The sequence below is a fragment of the Herminiimonas arsenitoxidans genome, from assembly GCF_900130075.1.
Lineage (GTDB): Bacteria > Pseudomonadota > Gammaproteobacteria > Burkholderiales > Burkholderiaceae_D > Oxalicibacterium > Oxalicibacterium arsenitoxidans.
In genome coordinates this window covers 87,700-109,430 of the sequence record NZ_LT671418.1, presented here as the reverse complement: position 1 = coordinate 109,430, position 21,731 = coordinate 87,700, and the positions used below count along the sequence as shown (strand labels likewise).

The window sequence follows — 21,731 nt, the reverse complement described above, 5'->3', positions numbered from 1 at the left end:
ACCCATTAATGCAAAGGATTAATCAATCCAGCTGAGCAATCCAGAAGAATTTGATTCGCTCGCACAAAAACATCAAATCGTTGCTCACCACAGCCTATGGCAGCAGGAATACCAAATTCTGCACAGCGAATTGCCATATGCGAATTTGCACCACCATATTTTGTAATCAAGCCCTTTATTTGCTGTGAGAATATCCAATCAAACCCCGGATCAGCATTTTCAATTAATACAATTTTACCTGTCAAGGATGGCGCTACTTCCCCCGCAAGGAGGCAAACACAAGCTGCCGTGATTTTTTTATGTGTAATGAAATTTGGATGACTCACCTGAAATGGGACGACATGCACACCGGCCTCATCGAACAAAACCTGAGGCAGGCGAATTGCGGCACTAATAGCGTGCCGCTCAGCCTCATCTTCCGCAATCTGGCGCAATCTCTCTTCAATGCTACCTTCACTGCTTTTTGTGACGATATCGAATAAATTATCGATTGATACATGAGACATTTCATCGCGGCTAAGGCCATTCTCTTCACCAAAAGCTGCTATCAACTCAAGAATATCGCTAACTGATCGAGTGAATACGAATTTCCCATACTCGCGAGCTGCTGTTGCGGCATGAATATATTCAAACAACTTGTCCGCATCCAACTCTGGAAAATCTTCATCTATAAGAAGTTGATTGATTTTTTGCTGTTGATCCGCACTCAAACTAAACGTGGAGTGATCATGTTCCGGTTGCATTTGAGAGTCGTTAACACCAAAATCGACCATCTGATCGTACCGATGCGACAAAATATCATAAGTCCCAGGACGCAAATGGCCGTACCGCTGCATGAAATGAGTACGTGAAAGCACTCCCAGTTGTAATTCCCGCATGTCGTTCACCAACGTGCTTGCAACGGTTTTTACTGATGACTGAATTGCCCCAACGTCTTCCTCCGTAAGGAGGCCACGGCTATGTAATGAAAGTAAGATAGTGCGAGCAATAAATCCATGCCTCGCCAAAATCGCAAACGAAACAGTTCCTAAGCGAATACAATCGTCGACCATTTTAAAAATGGCACTAATATTTGCCGCAGATAATGAATGTTGTGCTTCATCCTGTTTTTTCGCCAGCGCCTCTACATTGGCGAGTGCTTCAGTAATACCACCCTCTGAATCTGGCTGCAAAAGAACACGTGTCTGTTTGTGCAACAATGTTTTGAAATCACGCAACTCCGAATCGGCAATGCCTGCTGCCGATAGATTTAGTAATTTCTCATCAAGATCGAAGCTGTATGTCGTAATTGCAACACTAAATTCAACTTTATCGTGAAGCTCCGGATGCTCACGAAGGCGATCAACCCAAACATCGACTAATTTCCGCCCGACATCAGCGGAAATGGATGCAGGCAAATATGAATGAAAACTCAAACGCGTGTCGATAAAAGGCTGACCAGCTAAAGAAACCATCAATGGCTGGCCTAAGGGTACTGCATAGCCCATCTTCTCTCTAGCAATACGCCAAGCACAATCTGTTATTAGAACTTTATAAAGCGAAAAAGCCAGCGCTCTAGGCGCTCGACCAATCATCTCCGCTGGATTCCAATCAGGCATTTGTCCCAACACCGTCGTCTTACCGTAAACACCAGCTATAGGCTGTAGCCGTCCCCTGACAAAAGACTGAATACCTTGCAACGCTGCATCAATACGTTTTGTAACAGCTCTGTTCCAGTTTGGTTGCGTAGTAATCGCACGCACCTGCAATAGATAAGGGGTGAAGTCATTTCCGAGTGCGAATTCAATATCCAGAAACTGACTACCCATGACTTTCTCAAGTTCTTGTATCGCTTGCATCAGACGCTGAAAACGCTCCGATCGAAGAACTTGTGAAGCTCCGCGATGAATATACAATGTGCGATTTGCATATTCGCCGCCGCCGGATGTAACCGTATTAGTTAGCCCAGAAACATCATCGTAATTAATTACATAATAAGGCGCCCCAGAATTCAGGTCATGCGTAAAAACTACACCACTTAAACTGGTGTTCAGCACCATCTCTTGAACAATGACTTCATCATCACCAGTACGAGGCCCATTACGCTCGTAGCTGGCAATCACTTTAGCAATGGCTGCGCGAATAGCTACCAGATTATTGGATGGCACATTTAGAACCGAATCATATTCCCCTGCCCTAGCAGAACTAGAGCCATCCTCATCACTGGCCGACGAGCGAACAACAACCGTACTCCCGGCAAAAAAATTAGTTACCTCCTTAACTATTGTGTCTTCAGTGTCTCTCCATGTCGAGACACTGAAGACAATGGCTTTAGGAATTTTGAAGACACTTAAATTCCCTCTAAGCTTCTCAATAGTTTGAGCTTTAGATAAAAACATAATTGTTGCCACTTCTACTACTTCCATAGGCTGCAAGTTCTAACTAAAATTAGACAACGGTTGGTAGGTGCTCAATCCAAAATATTGAATATTAAGCAGTAAGAGGGGGCCACCTATTCTCCCCAAAAATAGGCTTGCCATGCAAAATTGAATCACAAACATAGTCAAGCGCAGCATTCCCCCCCGGAAGTAAGGAATCAATGCTGTCGTAAAGCAATTTTGCAGGAATAGTTTCAATATCATTACCTTCTACAAGCTTGCAATCGATCTGGCAGACATAATAATAAAGAAGGTAGTAAATACGCCCCAACCTTTGAATCTCCGGATCAGGTAAAGCGCCTTGCCCAGAACGAAGAATTTTTTCAAGTTTTTGGAAAAAATCTTCCTGAGATTCTGGAACACAAGTGAAACCAGCACAGGAATAATGTGCATCATGTGCAGTAATCACACGCTTACCAAACCATGAAATCTCCATACAAGTCGACGATGTATATGCGATTAATCCTCGAACCAATTCATATAAATTAAAAGAGGACAACTCCTCATCATAATCAATAAACAATACATTTTCCGGCAATTTTACCCCAGCATTTTGCAATGCACTCCATAAGTGCATTGATGAGACATCGGTACCACTACTTTTCCATATTTTTTCAGCTGGATGGGCTTTAATAAGGCAAACATATTCAGGATGTTCACGAAAATACTCAACAACTCCAATGACCATCTCAAGGCAAGAGGAGAACGCCTTTGTAGGAATAAGTACGGCAGCATCAACGAGCACGTTAACTGGAAATAATATCGAAGGACGCCCATTGATTGCAGCACGTATCTCCTTAATCCGCACATGCTCCTCATTCTTACCAGGTAGAAAGGAAACGTGCGAAATTCTTCCATGTATTCGATCCTCGATGCCTGCCTCAACAATGCTCTGATATTTTGTATAAATATCAGACTCTTTAAAGGAGTCCCAACAAGGTGAAGAGTCAAAAATTTTAGTTGTATTAGTAGCCCAAGCTAATGTGTTTTTACGCTCCCCCAACGTATATGAATAAAATGGAATTTTATATGTCTGTGCGACTTGAAAGGGAATGCGCCATTTGTAATAAAAAGGGGTATTTGAAACGATAGAATCAGGATTGATAGTTTTGACAAGGGCTGTTGATGCATCTATAAGGCGTACAACGTTATATACATGCCAACGAAACTGTTGCAAATGATCAGGTGTGTCAAGCATTGCAGGTACATTATTCATGTTACTGACTAGCTTTTCGGCCATCTCGCCCACAGCGAATCCAGAATATTCCAACTCTCTCCATGCTGAGAACGTAATCGAATCAGCTAAAGTCCTCGCCTTAACTTCCGTCTGTTTATTTGCAAAAGCAACGAGTGATACGGGATCTGTACTTAGCAGAGTGCCGACTAAAGCGTTTTCACTATAAGCGTACCTGTATTGGTTATTAAATCTATTGTCATTAAAAACACCACCGTAAATAACGTCTTCTTTTTCATAAAAAAATCCTGAAAGAACCGGTATAACATCCACTCCTCGCAATTGAAGAGCAAGGATAATCGTCGCATCATTTAAGGCGACAAATTTAGAATGATGATATCCCAGAAAAAAAAGTACTTTTTTTCGATTACTTAACGGGATTTTATCAAGATGTTCCCGCGCAGCCCTACCCAATTTTGCGAGAATTACATCTGTTTTATAATCAATCACATAGGGGCTGGTCGCCAATTTCGGCCCCCTTATTAATCTCATCAATCGAGAAATGCTTTTTCTCAAAAACTGCTTAAACATCTATGCCCTCTCGCGTGCCTTATTATTATGGTGCTTGGGTTATTTGGGAGCTGCCATATCCGAACTAAAGCATTATGTATATGAGGCCTACAATCAAGAAAAGCCTTTACCTATAGTGATGTAATTCGCCCCCCCCTCCAATTCGAGGGTACTATTAGGTACAAATATCTCTGGCAGACCCTTTAATGGAAACGACGTTAGCCCTCCCCCCTGAAGAGTACTCAAACCCTTAAACGTCCACTCGTTCGGTACAATTTGTTCCCAAAACTGTGGATTTCGGTGTTGATCAAGCAAAAATTGTAACGATCTTGGCGTAACTCCCAACCACTGACAGAATTGATCAAGATATTTTAATGGTGCTTGCTCATGTTTGCGAACAAGAGCAAGCCCTTCTTCACGAGTCAAGCGTCCAAAACGTATCTCACGGCAAGCATGGTCTGTTACTTTGGAATAGCCGTGTTTGTACAGCTTTAACAAGTCATGTACATCCATGTAGTTAAAACAATCTACGTGATCATAACAATCAAATGTTCGATTAAAAATTGCCGTACGGTAATCGCATGTTTTCATCATATGCTCATGTTGAGACTTCGGATCCCAGCGAACATAATTTCCCAGATAAATTCCTCGCACACCAATGGCGCTGAGATCCTGATCATCAGGATAACGATATTGCCAAATATCTTCTTCTTTAAGCGTATCAAAAATGGATAAGAGATCGTCAGCCTCATGTCCCATCAGGTCATGATCCTTACGATAGCGCCGAGTCATTTCGATCTCATGTTCGTGAGAAAACATACCCACCTGCTCAAGACCTTGATGTGCTCCCCAAATAATTAAAGGCACCTTGTACCTCACTGCCGTCTGGACGGGGAACACTGTCTGACCTGCCAAAATAGGCCAGTAAACACTACCAAAGCGACGTAATGTACTACGCGTAATCTTTTTAACCGATACAGGGTTTATATTCTGATAGAGAATGTCACAATTAAATCTGATACGTAGATTCGCCAAATTACGGATACCCAGAGGTGTGTTGAAATACTTGTTGTACGTAACAAGCAGCGGATTCAACCCCAAACGCTCCTTGATCAGATGGACGATATAGTATGAATCTTGCGATCCTGACACTGGCACGATGCAATCGTAGCTCTCCCCCTCTCGATTGCGATAGGGCTTAACGACGCTTTCAAGCACTTGCCAACGTGCAGCCCAGTCAAACGTATCTTTTTCTTCATGAACACGGCAACCTGAACAGATACCGTCCTCATCCAGCGTCAAACCCAAAGGATGCGACGTCGTGTATAAACAACGCTTACAAAATTCAATATCAGACATTAGCTATAAGTGGAAACATGGATTCATAGGTCGCAAGCCTTAATGGCAAGCCGGTTAGAGCTTCTTTGTATTTTTGTATCGCATGCTCCTTATAGGATAAAAAATTACCTACAGCGAGAGCAGCAACGTTAGTTGATTTCAATAATGTCCTCATCTGCTCATGCTCGCTAATCCCACCAAATGCGATTATTGGCACATTCTTCAAAGGAAACTCTTGAACAAGTTTCTGCTCGAATCCACCTGGTAGTCCTTCATGCTGCCAATCTGAAATCAAAACTTCGGAAACAATGCCATTTTGAATCAGGCTGAATATTTCATCCGGAATTGGCTTCGAAGTTCGAAAGCGGTAATCCAGCCACTCTAAGCCTCCCGTCTGAAAGGACAACGGTAATGATGCTATGAGTGCTTGTGCACCAAGCCTCTCTGATAAATCCTTAACCGAAGACAGGTCACTATGCAAAAGTGCATCTACAGAAATACGATCAGCGCCTGATTGAACTACCTTAATGCCGTCCGATACTGAGCGAATACCTCCAGAATAAATTAAAGGGGTTTCCAAACCGAGTGCACCAAGTCGCTCAAGCAACTTGAAGTCTGGACCCAAGCTGCTCACTGATCGATCGATCACCTGAACCAAAATCTCATCAGCCCCCCACCGATCCAGATTTTCAATCAAGCATTCAGGTTTACCCAAGGGCAAATAACGTCGATAGCCAAAAGACTGGACAGCCCAGCCATTCTTAACTGTAACGATCCCGACCAACCGTTTTTTAAGCATGTATAAAACCCGAAATTAGATTTTTTAGTAGCGTCCGTCCAGTCCCTTGACTTTTTTCTGGATGAAATTGGATTCCAACCACATTCCCCCTACGTATTATGGCGGGAATAGGCTCAGGATTTCTGGATATGCAAACCTGATATTCGTTTGGCCCTTGATAACAAAATGAATGATTGAAATAAAACGCCTGTCCATCACTGAACTGGGCAGATACATCGGGATTTATGCACTCCAATGTATTCCAACCTATATGCCATTTTGCGCCCGCTAATGCGACAACTTCTCCTGGTATGATATCTAGCCCGGTTGTATATTGAAGCTCATAGGAGCCACTGGTAAGCAATTGCATACCTAGACATATACCAATGATGGGACGTTGTTCTCGAGCTTGTTGTTGTAAGTATCCAACTAGTCCACGTTGATGAAGTGCTTGCATTGCAGAAGGAAATGCCCCCACTCCGGGAATAACAAGGACATCCGAATTGTCAAGAACTTCGAAATCAGCGCTGACGCGAACACGAAAACCAAGATCACGCAAACAATGAATCACTGAAGCATGGTTTCCCATCCCGTAATCCACAATACCTACTGTCACAGAACTCATAACCCAACACCAACTACAAATTTCCGGTGAATCGAGCCATTCGCCTTAACTACAAACAGATTCGTATTAGTAGCGACCCTCACTTTCCCCCAAAAATCATCAACTGAGATAGCTAGATAATCACAATAATCTTTTATATATTTCTCATCCCTTGCATCATCATACTTTTCAACAAGTTCGATCCCTTCGCATCGACTAATTCGACCCAATCTAATTTCTTCATTGATGTAATCCGTCACACGCCCAAAACCAAATTTGTAATATTTTATTAGCTGGTTAATCGGTGTAAAGTCTTCATCTAAGGCCGTTACGCCATAAAGATCACCGGTCTTTTCTACGCCGTCAGCGCGTATTTCAATTCCATTTCCACAGGAATATGTCGCATTATTTACAAGTGACCAGTCACCCAAAAACCATCCTAAATAGACAATTTGCAAATCATGCTTTTCAAATTCTTCTGTTCGCGGATATACATACGAGACTAATTCTGCCTTAGCAAACCCGCACTCAAGCATCCAATCAAGTCCACTGGAAAGAGTGTTCATATAACGTAAGCTATTACCATCAAAACCAGTGCGCCCTAAAGTCTTCATATCACCAAGCTGCAATCCCGGATTTTCGCCCCAGAGTATTAGCTTAATTCCATACTTAATCGCAATCTGCGGAACTGAAGAGAAAAGAGCCATTTCTGTCGAACGAAACGAATTAGTAAACTTCCGGAAACCTTCCTGCTTAAGAATTCTCCAAGTACCTGGTGCTGGCGCACTAATAACGACATCAAAGCCTAAATTAATCAAATTTGAAAGGTTATCCACACCTCGCTCTGTTACCTGTTCAGGAGGGTAACTTAAACAAACCAATAGTGGATTGATACCCATTTTGTCACGCAGAAATAATGCCTGACGAGTACTGTCCTTGCCTCCACTTACACCAATAATACAGTCGTGATATTGGCCTTTTTTTTTGGGGTATTTTGATAACAGATCTTGAAGTATCTCAAAACGCTCCTGCCAATCTACATGCTGGAGCGCTTCAAAATAATTACAGGCAGGACAAATCCCATCCGCAGAAAAAACGGTATTAGGTCGGGTGTCAGGTTGGAGGCAACGTTTGCAATACTTCATAAGGTAATCAGCTTAGCCGTGAAACTTTCTCGCTACTATCCACATATTGGAAGAGAGCCCTTGTTGCACCAAAAATTCTTGGAAAGGTATGCCTAATTGATTCCAATCTTCGATTAGTACTTTTCTCAGGAAGGGTTGTTCTGACACGTCAAATTCGCCAGCAAGAATCTTATTTCTTACTAGCTCAGCATCCAATTTCCCCGGAGTAAAACTCTCAAGCACTTCCATTCCACAATGGACAAGTAGTGTGGCCAATGATTCCGGGCTAAAGTAATTTAAATGCTCATGATCAACTGTGTTACTTGCCGCACCCAAAGTCTCAATATCAAAGCCACGTCCATTCGGGCATGTCAGCATCATAATTCCACCTGGCTTTAGTAAACGAGCCATATGCCGAACAAAATCAATCGGCGCAAACAAATGTTCTATGACCTCAAAACTCGCCACCACATCAAATAGTTCATCCACACCCAATTGAATTTGTTCAACTGGCTGTTCCAGCACATCAATACCCCTCTCCCTGCATGTTTTTGCAAGATCAGGTGTAGGTTCAACCGCCACCACGCGGGAAAATACATTACGTCTTTTCACTTCTGAGCAGAAAGTACCGAATCCTGCCCCGATCTCCAATATCGAATTTGTTTGAACATCGTACTTACTGCAAAGCTCCAACAAACGATCTACCCGTGGAACGAAAATTCGCTCAAGCCTTGCGGCTTCCGAAGCAGGGAAGATAACGTCATTCCAATACGCATAATTGGGAGAGCCTTGATAAAACCACCCTAAAACCTCTGAGGTCGGTCTAGGATTAACGTAAAAAGTTTGGCACTCTTTGCAAGTAACGTAACTCATTCCATTTTTTTCGAATTTCGGCTCGTGATCATTAGCATTACAAGCCGGACAATTCACCTGAACAAATTCTCCACACCTTGATAAAAGTCTGCCGATATCCGTCAACGCTGCGATACGTTGTTTAGCCATAAACTGTGCTGGCCGTATTTGCTGTTCTGTTAAAGTGTTCACCTACGCTCCTAATAACGATCTGTTAAGACATTCTTCAATATTTATAATTATCTGATTAGATCCCACCTTATTGCTGTCCCACGCCTTACATTATGCTTTACCACTTTACCCAATACATGCTCAAGATACTTCGTCGGCAAGCCCAAACCCGGACGAATCGCGCGCACATTTTCGCGCGTCAATTCGTCTCCCGCCTTAAGGTCTTGCACTATATACAGTGAACGTCGAAATTGAGTCGATTTTTTTTCAGCCTCTGTTGGACCATAGCTTACACCTCCCAATGCCTCCCATGCCCGCCCAGTTTCCAACACCAGTTGAGTCATTTCAGCCGGTTCCATCGAGAAAGCGCTGTCAACGCCGCCATCTGCACGATCGAGCGTAAAGTGCTTCTCGATGATCGTGGCACCAAGTGCCACGCTTGCTACAGCAACGCCAATGCCCATCGTATGGTCAGACAGACCTACTTCACAATCAAAGAGCTCGCGCATGTGCGGGATGGTCAATATGTTCGTATTAGCCGCAGTAGCGGGATAGGTACTAGTACATTTGAGTAGAATCAAATTCTTGCACCCAGCCTTCCGTGCGACGCGTACTGACTCATCAAGCTCAGCTAGAGTCGCCATACCGGTCGAAATGATTAACGGCTTTCCGGTCGATGCTACACGATGAATTAAAGGCAAATCAGTGTTCTCAAACGAAGCAATCTTGTAACAGGCAACATTCAGATTTTCGAGGAAGTCGACCGCTGTTGCATCAAAAGGAGAACTAAATGGGATCATTCCCTTTTCCCGCGCACGCGCAAAAATCGCCGCATGCCACTCCCATGGCGTATATGCCTCACCGTACAGCTTGTACAGTGAGGTCCCGGACCACAGACTGTTCGGATCACTGATATGAAACTCGCGCTCGTCAAGATCAATCGTCATTGTGTCTGGTGTATAGGTTTGGATCTTCAATGCGTGCGCACCTGACCGCGCAGCTGCATCCACAATCTCCAATGCACGATCAAGTGACTGATTGTGATTGCCAGACATTTCAGCAATCACGAACGGCACATGGCCTTGTCCTACTTGGCGATCCGCAATCGTTATCGCTTCATTCATCTTGCTTCAACCTTTTCGTAAAACGGGTAAGCTCACTAGCGTAACCTGCACTGTCAAACAGGCGCATTGAACGTTCATTGCCACCCAACACATGAGCATGTATAGAGCGAACCATCGGTAGTTTTTTTCTCAACCACATTTCAGCCGCCAATAATAATTCCGTCCCTAGACCAGACGAAAACTTGTCTGGTACCAAATAGATCGAAATCTCAGCACTCTTCTCTTCTAGATCGTATCGCACTACACCTACTGGCATATCCTGTACTAAGCCTACCAACAAAATTCTGCTTGGGTCAGTGAGCACAGCATTCAACCAGTGTTGGTGGTCATGCCACGCAATCGATTCCGTGTTGCGAGAGAATGCACGAATGGCTGGATCATTACGCCAATTAAATAGATCTCGAGAATCATCGATAGTAGCAACACGCATTTCAATACTGCTGTTGCCCAATGCATTAATGATACGCAAGGCTCCTCGGGCATCAACAGCTTGCATACCATTGGCTGACAGAAAATTACGCAAGGACGGATTTTCAATCAAGGCAATCACGTGTCTGGTGACAAAATTCTCAATATCACCATCAACATCAGGGGCATATACCAATCCTCTCTTGGCCGCATCCGTAAGCTGCTTCTTCTGATTATCTGCCGTACTCAGTACCAAGGCAGGTAAACCAAGGCAGCAACGCTCCCATGTTGCTCCACCACCCGCACCGATAGACAGATCAGCCTCCACCATCAGTTCAGCCATGCGATCAATTTGAACATGACAAATAAATCCATATCGTTTACAAGCAACCTCAATCTGCTCACGATAAGGTTGCTGTGCACCTATCACCACATTGACATGCAAAGCTGACACATCCATCGCAGACAACGCTTCAATTACCCGCCCAGTGTAGTTATCGGCATCCACACCACCGAAAAACACCAATATATTCTTGACTACCCCTCGGTTCGGCTTGATCTGTTCACGCAACTGCCGAAACTTTTCACGCAACAGCGCATACCGAGGCCCTAACAATAGGCGACAATCTTTCGGCACTTTATCGCTGTATCGACTGTTCATTTCCTCATATAGATTTTGATCTACTAATACATCGCAATCGTGCTGACGGTCAGCGATGTCATCAATGACCATAATCTGCCCGACAGCCCTACGCAATGCACTTTCCCAATGTATATCTAACCCATAGTGGTCAACGATCAACCAATCCCAAGATTGGCCGAACAAGGCATCAATAGTATCTTGCGCATCGCACTTCTGTGGGACACCTAGCCATTTAGCGTGAGCAAGATGACTTATAGCACTATCATTGTGCATAGCGCTGAGCAACTTAAATTCATGCCCCTTGCTTACAAGGAGGTCGCGCAAATGAATAGGCATATGGCGACTAACGAAACAGGAATTAATTCCGAACTGTTTCAATGCATCCGCCAGAGTCAAGCAACGCATCAAATGCCCGGTACCAATTAACAAAGAGGCGTCTACTCGAAATGCAATTTTTTTATTATCGTTTTGCAAACCAGCACCAGTAATATCGTCAATATTTTTTGAACTTATCGATTCGCAACACATGAAAGCCCAAACCAAGAATTTAGAGCCGTAAACTTATTCAATATTTAATCGCAAAAATTTATAAAGAGGCCGATATAGCCAGTACTCTGTAAAACACAGTTTTAAATTTAGCTAAACATTACAAGTCTTGAGGCTCTATTTATATGCCCCGTAATTGCGACACATCAGCATTTCGATCTATATATATAATAAGACAGGGCACCACCAAACTCTAGGCATTGAACCTAAATAGCTTCATCCTCAGCTGAGTTAGCTTAACAATCATCAAAATTAGAAATTCCCTTATCGCTCTTATTAAACGCCTCATACATTAACTCTGCACGGTGCCAATCTTCAGGGACATCTATATCAACAACTCGCCAGTTGGGAATAGGCAAGCCAACACCGCTGCGATGGATTTGTTTATTCGCTAACCACGCACTTGGCTTACCCCAATAAAACTGTCCCGCATCATGGAAAACCGTCTCTAGATCCTGTGTACGCGTGAGTTCATATTCTGGAAAAAAAGATTGCATCCGACCATTTGGCAACCGGTGCAACGCTCTCTGAATGGATGATGAAAACTCGGTTACAGGAAAACAATAAGCAGCCTGGCTTGTTTGGAGCAACTCAAGAGCACACTTCAAATCTTCAGTCCGGATAAAAGGTGTCCCGGGATAGATACAACAGGCGTAATCAATGTGCCATCCGCTAGCTTGACACGAAGTAATGGCGTGGGCGATCACTGGCACAGTCGGAGTATGATCATCGGCCAATTCTATTGGCCGCATGAAAGGGGTTTCCGCACCCCATTCGCGAGCGATATGAGCAATTTCATCATTGTCAGTAGAAACAATCACATGATCAAACAACCCTGATTTTTTTGCTGCACCTATTGCATAGGCAATCATCGGTTTGCCTGCAAAATCACGGATGTTCTTACGCGGGATACGCTTGCTACCGCTGCGAGCGGGAATTATAGCAATTTTCATGCAACAATTGCCTCACGTAATACTGCCACTACCTGATCTTGCTGCCCCTCTGTTAAAGCCGGATACATTGGTAAGCTAATGGCCTCTAAATAATATTGCTCTGCCTCCGGACACAGCCCTGCCTTAAAGCCAAAATTTGCATAATAAGGTTGACGGTACACAGGGATGTAATGCAAATTCACCAGTATTCCCGCGGCACGCAAGACATTAAATATCTCTTTTTGGGACTTATCAATTTCTTCCAACTTTAGTCGTACCACATATAAATGGAATCCCGAATAACTATCCATATGCTGCCAAGGTGTAATGACCGGAAGCCCTGATAACTGCTCCTCATATCGCTTGGCGATAATATGGCGTTTGTTAACAAATTTATCCAGTCGCTGCATTTGGCTCAATCCCAGCGCAGCATGGATATCTGTCATTCGATAATTGAAACCTAAGCCTATCTGTTGATAATTCCAAATTTCTTCTGGGGCTTGAGGAGTCATATCTTCAGCATCACTAGTAATACCATGACTGCGAAGCAAATTCATCCGTTTAGCCACCTTGACATCATTGGTCAACGCCATGCCGCCTTCGCCAGCAGTGATGATTTTGACTGGATGAAAACTGAGTATGGTGATATCACTGTAGCGACAATTGCCAATGGGTTCACCGCGATATTTTCCACCAATAGCATGCGATGCATCTTCGATGATCTTGAACCCGTATTTTTGACCAAGTGCATGAATGCCAGCCATATCACACGGCTGACCACACAAATGCACCGGAATTACCACCTTTGGGAGATTGCCCGTCCGCTCAGCACGCACTAATTTCTCTTCCAAACACTGCACGCTCATATTGTAGGTACGAGAATCAATATCTACAAAATCAATCCGTGCCCCACAATAAAGTGCACAATTTGAGCTTGCGACAAAGGTAATTGGCGTGGTCCATACGATGTCATTCGGGCCAACATCTAGCGCTAAACAAGCAATGTGCAGTGCGCTAGTAGCGCTATTCACCGCAATTGAATATTGTGCTCCACAATAATCCGCGATGCTTTTCTCAAAAGCGGGAACCACAGGGCCTTGGGTCAAATAATCTGATTTCAATACATCCACGACAGCCTGGATGTCTGCATCAGAAATATCTTGTCGCCCATAAGGAATTGTCACCGTCATATTTTGCCAATTTTTATCTAAAAGATGATTACTATGCAGAGTATTAGATTGTCGGAAAAGACAATATTTTTTCTGGAGGCCCCTCACCAATAACCTTGCCACGTTCCAAATGAAACAAACGGTCACAATTTTCAACGGTAGAAAGTCTGTGCGCAACCACGATAATGGTTTTACTACCTTGCAGCGCCGTAACAGCTCCCATCACGCCACGCTCGGTGACGCCATCTAAGGCACTAGTGGCTTCATCGAGCACTAATACGGCTGGATCATGATAAAGAGCTCTTGCAATACCTATGCGCTGACGCTGCCCCCCTGACAGACGAACGCCCCGCTCACCCACTACAGTATTGAGCCCCTCTGGCAGGGTAGTCACGAACTCCTCAAGTTGCGCTGCTTTGATGGCGCGTTCCACAGCTAGATCATCTATCTGCTCACTAGGAAGACCAAACGCCACATTTCTTTTAAGCGTGTCATCCGTCAGATAAATTGATTGAGGCACATAACCAATCTGATCTTGCCACTTACGCAAATCCCGTTGAATATCAACCCCATCAACTCCAACCTGTCCATCACTTGGTGCCAAAAGTCCCAAAATTACATCAACCAAAGTACTTTTACCTGAACCGCTAGAGCCTATCAAACCAATAGATTCACCCTTTCGGATATTGATCGAGATACCATCAAGAGCTAGAGATGCCACGCCCGGATATTGGTATGCGACATTCATCAGACGTATTTCACTCATGAGAATGTTTGGATCACTAGTTTTTTGACAAACAGGCTCCGGAGAAATTAACTTTATTTCCTCATAAAGTGTGTTTACCACGGGTAGACTGTAACGCAATGCCTGTATCGCCCCTAGCACTCGATTCGCTGAAGGCATCAACCGAAATGCCGCTGCGGCAAACAAACCTAAGGTAGGGATGATGCTTGTCATGTCCCGCCCCTGACTAAGCATACTCAACACGAGAATTGCAAGACCCGTCACCGCAAGTAATTCAAACATCAATCGAGGAAAATTCTGTAGGGTAGATTGAAGTTTCCATACACGAGCACTTTTTACATTGTGCGTATGAAATTGCCTCAAAAAATCGCTCTCCCTACCAAGCAACTTGACATCTTTTGCTCCGCCCAAACCTTGCTGCAAATGCTGGAGACGCAAACCATCATGAAGCTGACGTTCAACGCCCCATTGGGAAATACGTTCGCGTGTCACACGATGAAAACCCCAAGCTGCGCCGCCAAGGACAACAGCCACAATTAATGCGCCTAGCGGCTCAACAAACAACAGAAGAATAGCAATACCAACAAGTACTAGAAGCTCCGTAAATAGCAATAGGGCATTGGTCAAGACTCCTGCGAAAATACCTACCTCACCGGTCACATTCCGAACCAACTCTGACGAATTCCGTTGCAAATGAAATGTATAAGGCTGCCGCAAATAAATTGTAAACAAACGCTGCGAAAGATTTGCCTGCACATCAAATGCAAAATGGGTTTGCTTCCAGATAAGAAAAGCCAAAAATAGGTTCTTGACTAGGAAAACGCCCACAAGACCAAACATGGCTATTGCAATCAACTGCGTTTGCGAAGGACTACCCAAAAAACTAAGAATGGAAGAAATTACTGGATATTTAACGACAAGATCGCCTTGCATCATTAATGTTATTGCAGGGATAATTAGTCCGATGCCCAATGTCTCCAATAGCATTCCCACCATCATCAGAGTAAGCAACACCCATGCACGCCGACGTTCAGCCAGCGTGAGCAGCGCGTGAATTTTAAAAAAAGTATTCATGTGGTGTTATTCATCTCAAAATCTCGACATAACTCTATCCGACCTGTTTATATCGATTAACTACATTAATTACGAGGCCTGTATCTTACTGCTGTCAAATCGAACCAAATTTACAAGTGCCAAGATGGGCACCTCATGGGTATGAACATGCATACCAAAAATTTTGAAATAGTGGAAATGCAGTCGAATCTCAGATTCCAAACCTGGCGTAACTCAAAGCGAAAACATGAAATAACGAGGGAGAAATGTAATTCCGTTATGAATTAAAGTTATTAATCACTTTTGAAAGTGTTTTATTTCTCGAGGAAAACACAAAAAAATCTAAGTTGCGCAGATCAGATTTGTTGTACCTTAATTGCAGACCTTCACGATCTTGCACACATCCTCCTGCCGCACATACCACAGCATGTGCGGCAGCCGTATCCCACTCCATGGTTTGGCCAAGGCGTGGATAAAAATGAGCCGCGCCTTCTGCCACTAAACACATTTTGAGGGAACTACCTATCCTAATGCATTCATACTCACCCATCTGGTCAAGCAGCTTTTGAGTCCGCGAATTGCAATGCGAACGACTGATAACTACTCTCATAATTTCGTTGACGTCATACGATGCCACTACGATTGGCTGCGGATTTAAATCACCTCGTTTAACAAAAGCACCGACTCCCGACGCACCGTAGTAACACGTCTTTAAAGCCGGGGCATATACCACCCCGAGGATGGGAACGCCATTTTCGATCAATGCAATGTTGACCGTAAACTCGCCGTTACGCTTAATAAATTCTTTGGTTCCGTCAAGTGGATCAATCAACCAAAATCGTTGCCATGCTTGGCGCTCAATAAAGTCGAGCTGCGCGGATTCCTCTGAAAGCAACGGCCAACCCAATCCCAATTCCTGCAATCCTTCTCTAATAATAAGATCAGATGCTAGATCAGCGTGAGTCAATGGTGAGTTGTCCGTCTTTATCGCCACTATATCGGTTGAATCAGCGTAAACCTCCATAACAGCATGTCCAGCACTAACCGCTAACATAACAATTTTAGGCAGCAATTTCTCTAGCATGAGTTACTCAAGTCTCCCCCAACATATCTCGATACGACAAAAGAATGCCTTCCGTCAAAAGAGTTTTTCGGCTCCAGCCAAGAGCATTAATACGTGACACGTCCAATAACTTGCGCATGGTTCCATCCGGCTTCGTATTATCGAATACCAACTCACCGGAAAAACCGATAATATTTTTGACCATCTCAGCCAACTCACGAACTGTAATATCCTTGCCACAGCCCACATTTACTAACGGTGGCTTAGTGTCGCAAAATAGACTTTGCAACTTTCCTTCAGGTTGCTCCAGCAGGTAAATACACGCGTCTGCCATATCGTCGCTATACAGAAATTCACGTTTTGGTGCACCAGTGCCCCACACCACTACTTCGCTCAGGTTATTTAGCTTGGCCTCATGCATCTTGCGTATGAGGGCAGGCAATACGTGTGAAGTATTCAAATCATAGTTGTCATTTGGCCCATACAAATTGGTAGGCATAACGGTTATATAGCGCGAACCATATTGACGGTTATATGACCAACACATTTCTAGACCTGCTATTTTTGCCAATGCGTATGGACGGTTTGTTGGCTCAAGCTCCCCAGTAAGCAAATACTCCTCTTTGATGGGTTGCGGAGAATCTTTAGGATAAATACAGGACGAGCCCAAAAACAACAGTCGCTTGACGTTGTTACGCCAAGATTCATGAATGACATTTGTCTGGATTGCTAGATTCTGATGAATGAATTCCGCTGGACACGCATTATTTGCATAGATTCCACCTACCTTAGCCGCAGCTAATAATACGTATTCAAGCTTTTCCTCAGCGAAAAAAACTTGCACCGCACGCTGATCAGTTAAATCCAGTTCGGCGTGCGTACGAGTAATCAAATTTTTATATCCGCGCTGCTGTAGTTGGCGCATCAAGGCAGAACCGACCAGCCCGCGATGACCAGCCACATAAATCTTACTATCGAAATCCATATTAGAACCTGATCACTCGCGATAATTCATGGTTTGATAACCATGTTTTTTCACCAGCTCATCTCTTTCAGCCGCCTTCAAGTCCTCCTGCACCATTTCGCTGACAAGTTCATCGAACGTAATCTTCGGCGTCCAACCGAGTTTGATTCTGGCCTTAGAGGCATCACCGAGGAGAGTTTCCACTTCAGTCGGACGGAAATAGCGCGGGTCTACGGCCACAATACATTTACCTTCCGCGTCATACCCCTTCTCTTCTTCGCCGCTTCCTTGCCAAGTAATCTTAATCCCGAGCTCCTTGGCTGCAGCATTCACGAAGTCGCGCACACTGTATTGAACACCAGTGGCGATGACGAAGTCTTCCGGATTTTCTTGTTGCAGCATCAACCATTGCATCTCGACATAGTCTTTAGCATGCCCCCAATCACGCAACGAATCCATGTTGCCAAGATACAGGCATTCCTGTAGACCGAGTTTGATGCGCGCCAGTGCGCGGGTGATCTTCCGAGTGACGAAGGTTTCGCCGCGGATCGGGCTTTCGTGGTTGAACAAGATGCCGTTGCAGGCATAGATACCGTAAGCTTCGCGATAGTTAACAGTGATCCAATAGGCATAGAGTTTAGCCACAGCATACGGACTGCGAGGATAGAAAGGAGTGGTTTCCTTCTGAGGGGTCTCTTGCACTAGGCCATACAACTCGGAAGTAGACGCCTGGTAAAACTTAGTCTTCTTCTCCAAGCCAAGGATTCGGATAGCTTCCAAGATGCGCAAAGCACCCAAGGCATCGGAGTTGGCCGTGTATTCCGGTTCCTCGAACGACACCGCGACATGGCTTTGTGCGGCGAGGTTATAGATTTCGTCGGGTTGGACCTTTTGGATAATACGCGTCAGGCTAGACGAATCTGTCATATCGCCGTGATGCAGGAAAAACGGTTTACCCGTTTCATGAATATCATGGAATAAGTGATCAATACGAGCCGTATTAAAAAGTGAACTACGACGCTTGATGCCGTGCACCTCGTAACCCTTATCAAGCAGTAACTCGGCGAGGTAAGCGCCATCTTGTCCTGTGACGCCAGTAATCAATGCAACTTTACGCATGGTCATTTTCTATTCTTGAGTTAAACACGTCCATATCGATCTTCCAAGCGAACGATATCGTCTTCGCCCAGATAATCCCCAGTTTGAATCTCTATCATTACGCAATCTACAACACCAGGGTTGGTCAGTCGATGTGCAGTCCCGGCAGGAATATACGTGGATTCGTTGCGCTGGACAAGGATGTCCTGCTCCCCATTGACAACCTTCGCGGTGCCCGAAACCACTACCCAATGCTCGCTACGATGATGATGCATCTGCAAGGACAGACTGGCACCTGGCTTTACCACGATGCGCTTGAGTTTGAAGCCCTCACCCTCTTCCAGTACCGTATATGTTCCCCAAGGACGATGCGTAGTTCTATGATGTTGAACCGTTGCATGTGAAAGCAACTTTAATTGCGTAACCACAGACTTGACGTCTTGGGCTCTCGAATTATGTGCTATCAGGAGCGCATCCGGTGTATCGACGATAAACAGATCATCCACGCCAACCGCAGCAATCATCCGGTTATCGCTTTGAATAAAGCAGTTATCCGCGTCAATCAGCACTGTTTCACAGCTGGCACGATTACCACGCGCATCCGGCACGACCAGCTCGGCTAACGCCGACCATGAACCAATATCACTCCAGTCAAAGCTGACCGGAATCACCGCCACTTTGGCAGCCTTTTCCATCACTGCATAATCAATAGAAATATCCGGCGCGCAGGTAAATGCAGCAGCATCCAGTACCACGGGATCCTTTTCAAGCGCAGTTGCAGCAAAGGCCTGTTCTACTGCGACCAACACATCAGGCGCACATTCACGCAACGCTGCCAACATAGCTCCGGCAGTAAAGCAGAACATACCTGAGTTCCACGTAAAACGCCCTGAAACAAGGTAATCCATAGCAGTTGCCAAATCAGGTTTCTCAACAAAGCGAGCTACTTTGCGTCCCGGTGATCCTGACAGCACTTCTCCGCTCTCTATATAGCCATAGCCTGTTTCCGGAGCGGTCGGCTTTATGCCGAAAGTCACCAAATATCCTTGAAGGGCGAGCTCCTGAGCACCAGATACGGCTTGCGCAAACGATGCTTGATCTTTGATCAGATGGTCCGCCGGCAGCACCAGCAAAATGACGTCATCGCCGTGTTTTCGCGCCGCATGCAACGCTGCAGCAGCGATTGCTGGCGCCGTATTGCGACCGAGTGGCTCCAATAGATAATCGTGAATAACATGACCACCATCTACCTCAGACGCATTGGACTCGTACTCGTCCCGTGTCAGAAAGTAATAGTCACGGTTAGTAACCGTTAAGACATGTTCCACTCCCGGCAGTGCAATCGCACGCTTGAGTGTCTTCTGCAGCAAGGTTTCGCCATCCGGTAAGGCGATAAACGGCTTGGGCAAGGCTTCGCGGGAAACCGGCCACAAACGTGAGCCAGCTCCGCCGGAAAGAATGATGGGAAGAAGCATCTAAATAACTTTCAATCAGACTAAAAATACGCGTCCCGTATTTTAGTCGATTGATAAGCCATTTTTACCGCATTGCAAAAGAATTAATCAAATGCCGTTATGCAGGCAAACTGAGACTCAGAGATCGAGATTAAGTTTTTTGAACAATTACCCTAGTTTACTAACTCCTTGGTCATTTCACTATCAACCACACTCTTATCGAATTTCACAATGAATGTACTGCCCATCTCCGGTTGCGACTCAATCGCCAACACCGCACCATGCCGTAGCAGCACATGCTTAACAATTGCCAGCCCCAAACCTGTACCCTGAGTCTCACGTGAACGACTCTTGTCCACACGGTAGAAACGTTCAGTCAGGCGGACAATATGCTCGGCGCGTATGCCTATACCGCTGTCTTTGACTGAAAACTGCGGTCCGCTACCCGCATCCTGCCATTTGATATCAATACGACCGCCTTCCGGCGTATAACGCACGGCATTCGAGACAAGATTGCCGAATGCACTACGCAACTCGTCGGTACTGCCCTGAATCTCAGGACCGTCCACAGTTAGCGAAATGACATGACGCCCGCCAGATAAAGCTTCTGCTTCCTGCAGAATTTGGCGCAACAAATTAGGAATATTGACGTGCTCAGGGCGTAATGGGTAATCGATAGACTCCAAACGCGTCAGCGTCAGCATGTCTTCGACCAGATTCTGCATGCGCTTGCCCTGCTCTATCATCAGGTTCAGATGCGACATGCGGACACCAGGATCGAGATCTGGCTGACCTTGCGCGATTTCCAGGAAGCCGTTGATCACCGTCAGCGGCGTACGCAATTCATGCGAAGCGTTAGCGATAAAGTCGCGGCGCATCATTTCAATACGATCCGATTCCGTTGCATCATGTGTGACCAGAATCTGGCGACGATTTTCAAACGGAATGATCTGCACGATCAACTTACGATCCTTAACACTGAGCGTAAGCGGTTGTTCGTAGCGACCGAGAATGATGTAATCGATAAAATCAGGGTTACGAATCAGGTTGGTGACGCGCATACCCTTGTCACGCCCGTTATTCAGGCCCAAATGCTTTTCCGCCGCTGGATTGCACCATTCTAGAAATAGCACGTCATCCATGATGACGACACCATCCGGCAACAAGCTCATCGCCTGACGAAAGCGCGCCAGCCATTCAGTCAATTCGGCACGATTACGTTCATCGTCGCGACGCAGACGATACAAACGCGAGAAAATATCTGTCCATGCGCCCCAGCCATCCGGCAGCTTTTCGCTATCAGGATGGTCGAGCCAACCACTCAAAAGATATAAATAGTTGAGTTGAATAACGATCAGCGCGATCACTAAAACCAGCGCCGTTACAAGGCCGGCGATCGGGCCGAAGAAATACCCGACCACGGCGGAGAATATCAAGATGATGGATAAACGCAGGGTTGCGGGTACCCAGAACAACAACTGAGGATTCATAGACGGGTTGGCTA

General features: G+C 45.1%; 17 protein-coding genes. All 17 read right to left on the bottom strand.

Annotated features, from left to right (window positions below):
- Positions 1-5 precede the first annotated feature (5 nt).
- Positions 6-2,405 (bottom strand): PEP-utilizing enzyme, encoded by a 2,400-nt coding sequence (locus BQ6873_RS00495; RefSeq protein ID WP_076590895.1) that lies wholly within the window; start codon positions 2,403-2,405, stop codon positions 6-8.
- Positions 2,406-2,469: 64 nt separating this feature from the next.
- Positions 2,470-4,182 (bottom strand): hypothetical protein, encoded by a 1,713-nt coding sequence (locus BQ6873_RS00490; protein ID WP_076590894.1) that lies wholly within the window; start codon positions 4,180-4,182, stop codon positions 2,470-2,472.
- A gap of 93 nt (positions 4,183-4,275) precedes the next feature.
- Positions 4,276-5,520, bottom strand: a complete 1,245-nt coding sequence (locus tag BQ6873_RS00485) for an N-acetyl sugar amidotransferase (RefSeq protein ID WP_076590893.1) — start codon at positions 5,518-5,520, stop codon at positions 4,276-4,278.
- Positions 5,513-6,298 carry a HisA/HisF-related TIM barrel protein gene (locus BQ6873_RS00480; RefSeq protein WP_076590892.1) on the bottom strand — a complete coding sequence of 262 codons (786 nt, stop codon included), beginning with the start codon at positions 6,296-6,298 and terminating at the stop codon, positions 5,513-5,515. The genes BQ6873_RS00485 and BQ6873_RS00480 overlap by 8 nt, the downstream gene beginning before the upstream one ends.
- Entirely contained in the window at positions 6,291-6,902 is a 612-nt protein-coding gene (hisH, locus tag BQ6873_RS00475) for an imidazole glycerol phosphate synthase subunit HisH (RefSeq protein ID WP_076590891.1), read from the bottom strand. The genes BQ6873_RS00480 and hisH overlap by 8 nt, the downstream gene beginning before the upstream one ends.
- Positions 6,899-8,026, bottom strand: a complete 1,128-nt coding sequence (locus tag BQ6873_RS00470) for an N-acetyl sugar amidotransferase (RefSeq protein ID WP_076590890.1) — start codon at positions 8,024-8,026, stop codon at positions 6,899-6,901. The genes hisH and BQ6873_RS00470 overlap by 4 nt, the downstream gene beginning before the upstream one ends.
- A 12-nt stretch (positions 8,027-8,038) precedes the next feature.
- The gene (locus BQ6873_RS00465) at positions 8,039-9,049 is read right to left on the bottom strand and encodes a class I SAM-dependent methyltransferase (protein ID WP_197685162.1); all 1,011 of its coding nucleotides are present in this window, start codon (positions 9,047-9,049) and stop codon (positions 8,039-8,041) included.
- A 47-nt stretch (positions 9,050-9,096) separates the two neighbouring features.
- Positions 9,097-10,152: a pseudaminic acid synthase gene (gene pseI / locus BQ6873_RS00460; RefSeq protein WP_076590889.1), complete on the bottom strand. Its 1,056-nt coding sequence runs from the start codon at positions 10,150-10,152 to the stop codon at positions 9,097-9,099.
- Positions 10,145-11,746, bottom strand: a complete 1,602-nt coding sequence (gene pseG, locus BQ6873_RS00455; RefSeq protein ID WP_157889087.1) for a UDP-2,4-diacetamido-2,4,6-trideoxy-beta-L-altropyranose hydrolase — start codon at positions 11,744-11,746, stop codon at positions 10,145-10,147. The genes pseI and pseG overlap by 8 nt, the downstream gene beginning before the upstream one ends.
- 239 nt (positions 11,747-11,985) lie before the next feature.
- Positions 11,986-12,702 (bottom strand): pseudaminic acid cytidylyltransferase, encoded by a 717-nt coding sequence (pseF, locus tag BQ6873_RS00450; RefSeq protein WP_076590888.1) that lies wholly within the window; start codon positions 12,700-12,702, stop codon positions 11,986-11,988.
- Positions 12,699-13,871 (bottom strand): UDP-4-amino-4,6-dideoxy-N-acetyl-beta-L-altrosamine transaminase, encoded by a 1,173-nt coding sequence (gene pseC, locus BQ6873_RS00445; protein ID WP_076590887.1) that lies wholly within the window; start codon positions 13,869-13,871, stop codon positions 12,699-12,701. The genes pseF and pseC overlap by 4 nt, the downstream gene beginning before the upstream one ends.
- A 43-nt stretch (positions 13,872-13,914) precedes the next feature.
- The gene (locus BQ6873_RS00440; protein ID WP_076590886.1) at positions 13,915-15,669 is read right to left on the bottom strand and encodes an ABC transporter ATP-binding protein; all 1,755 of its coding nucleotides are present in this window, start codon (positions 15,667-15,669) and stop codon (positions 13,915-13,917) included.
- Positions 15,670-15,925: 256 nt separating this feature from the next.
- Positions 15,926-16,732, bottom strand: a complete 807-nt coding sequence (gene cysQ / locus BQ6873_RS00435; protein WP_076590885.1) for a 3'(2'),5'-bisphosphate nucleotidase CysQ — start codon at positions 16,730-16,732, stop codon at positions 15,926-15,928.
- A gap of 7 nt (positions 16,733-16,739) precedes the next feature.
- Entirely contained in the window at positions 16,740-17,696 is a 957-nt protein-coding gene (locus BQ6873_RS00430) for a GDP-L-fucose synthase family protein (RefSeq protein WP_076590884.1), read from the bottom strand.
- 12 nt (positions 17,697-17,708) lie between these two features.
- Positions 17,709-18,794, bottom strand: a complete 1,086-nt coding sequence (gene gmd / locus BQ6873_RS00425; RefSeq protein WP_076593869.1) for a GDP-mannose 4,6-dehydratase — start codon at positions 18,792-18,794, stop codon at positions 17,709-17,711.
- A 20-nt stretch (positions 18,795-18,814) separates the two neighbouring features.
- Complete coding sequence (locus BQ6873_RS00420; RefSeq protein WP_076590883.1) at positions 18,815-20,248, bottom strand: mannose-1-phosphate guanylyltransferase/mannose-6-phosphate isomerase; 1,434 nt, start codon at positions 20,246-20,248, stop codon at positions 18,815-18,817.
- Positions 20,249-20,400: 152 nt separating this feature from the next.
- Entirely contained in the window at positions 20,401-21,717 is a 1,317-nt protein-coding gene (gene phoR / locus BQ6873_RS00415) for a phosphate regulon sensor histidine kinase PhoR (RefSeq protein WP_076590882.1), read from the bottom strand.
- Positions 21,718-21,731: the final 14 nt, after the last annotated feature.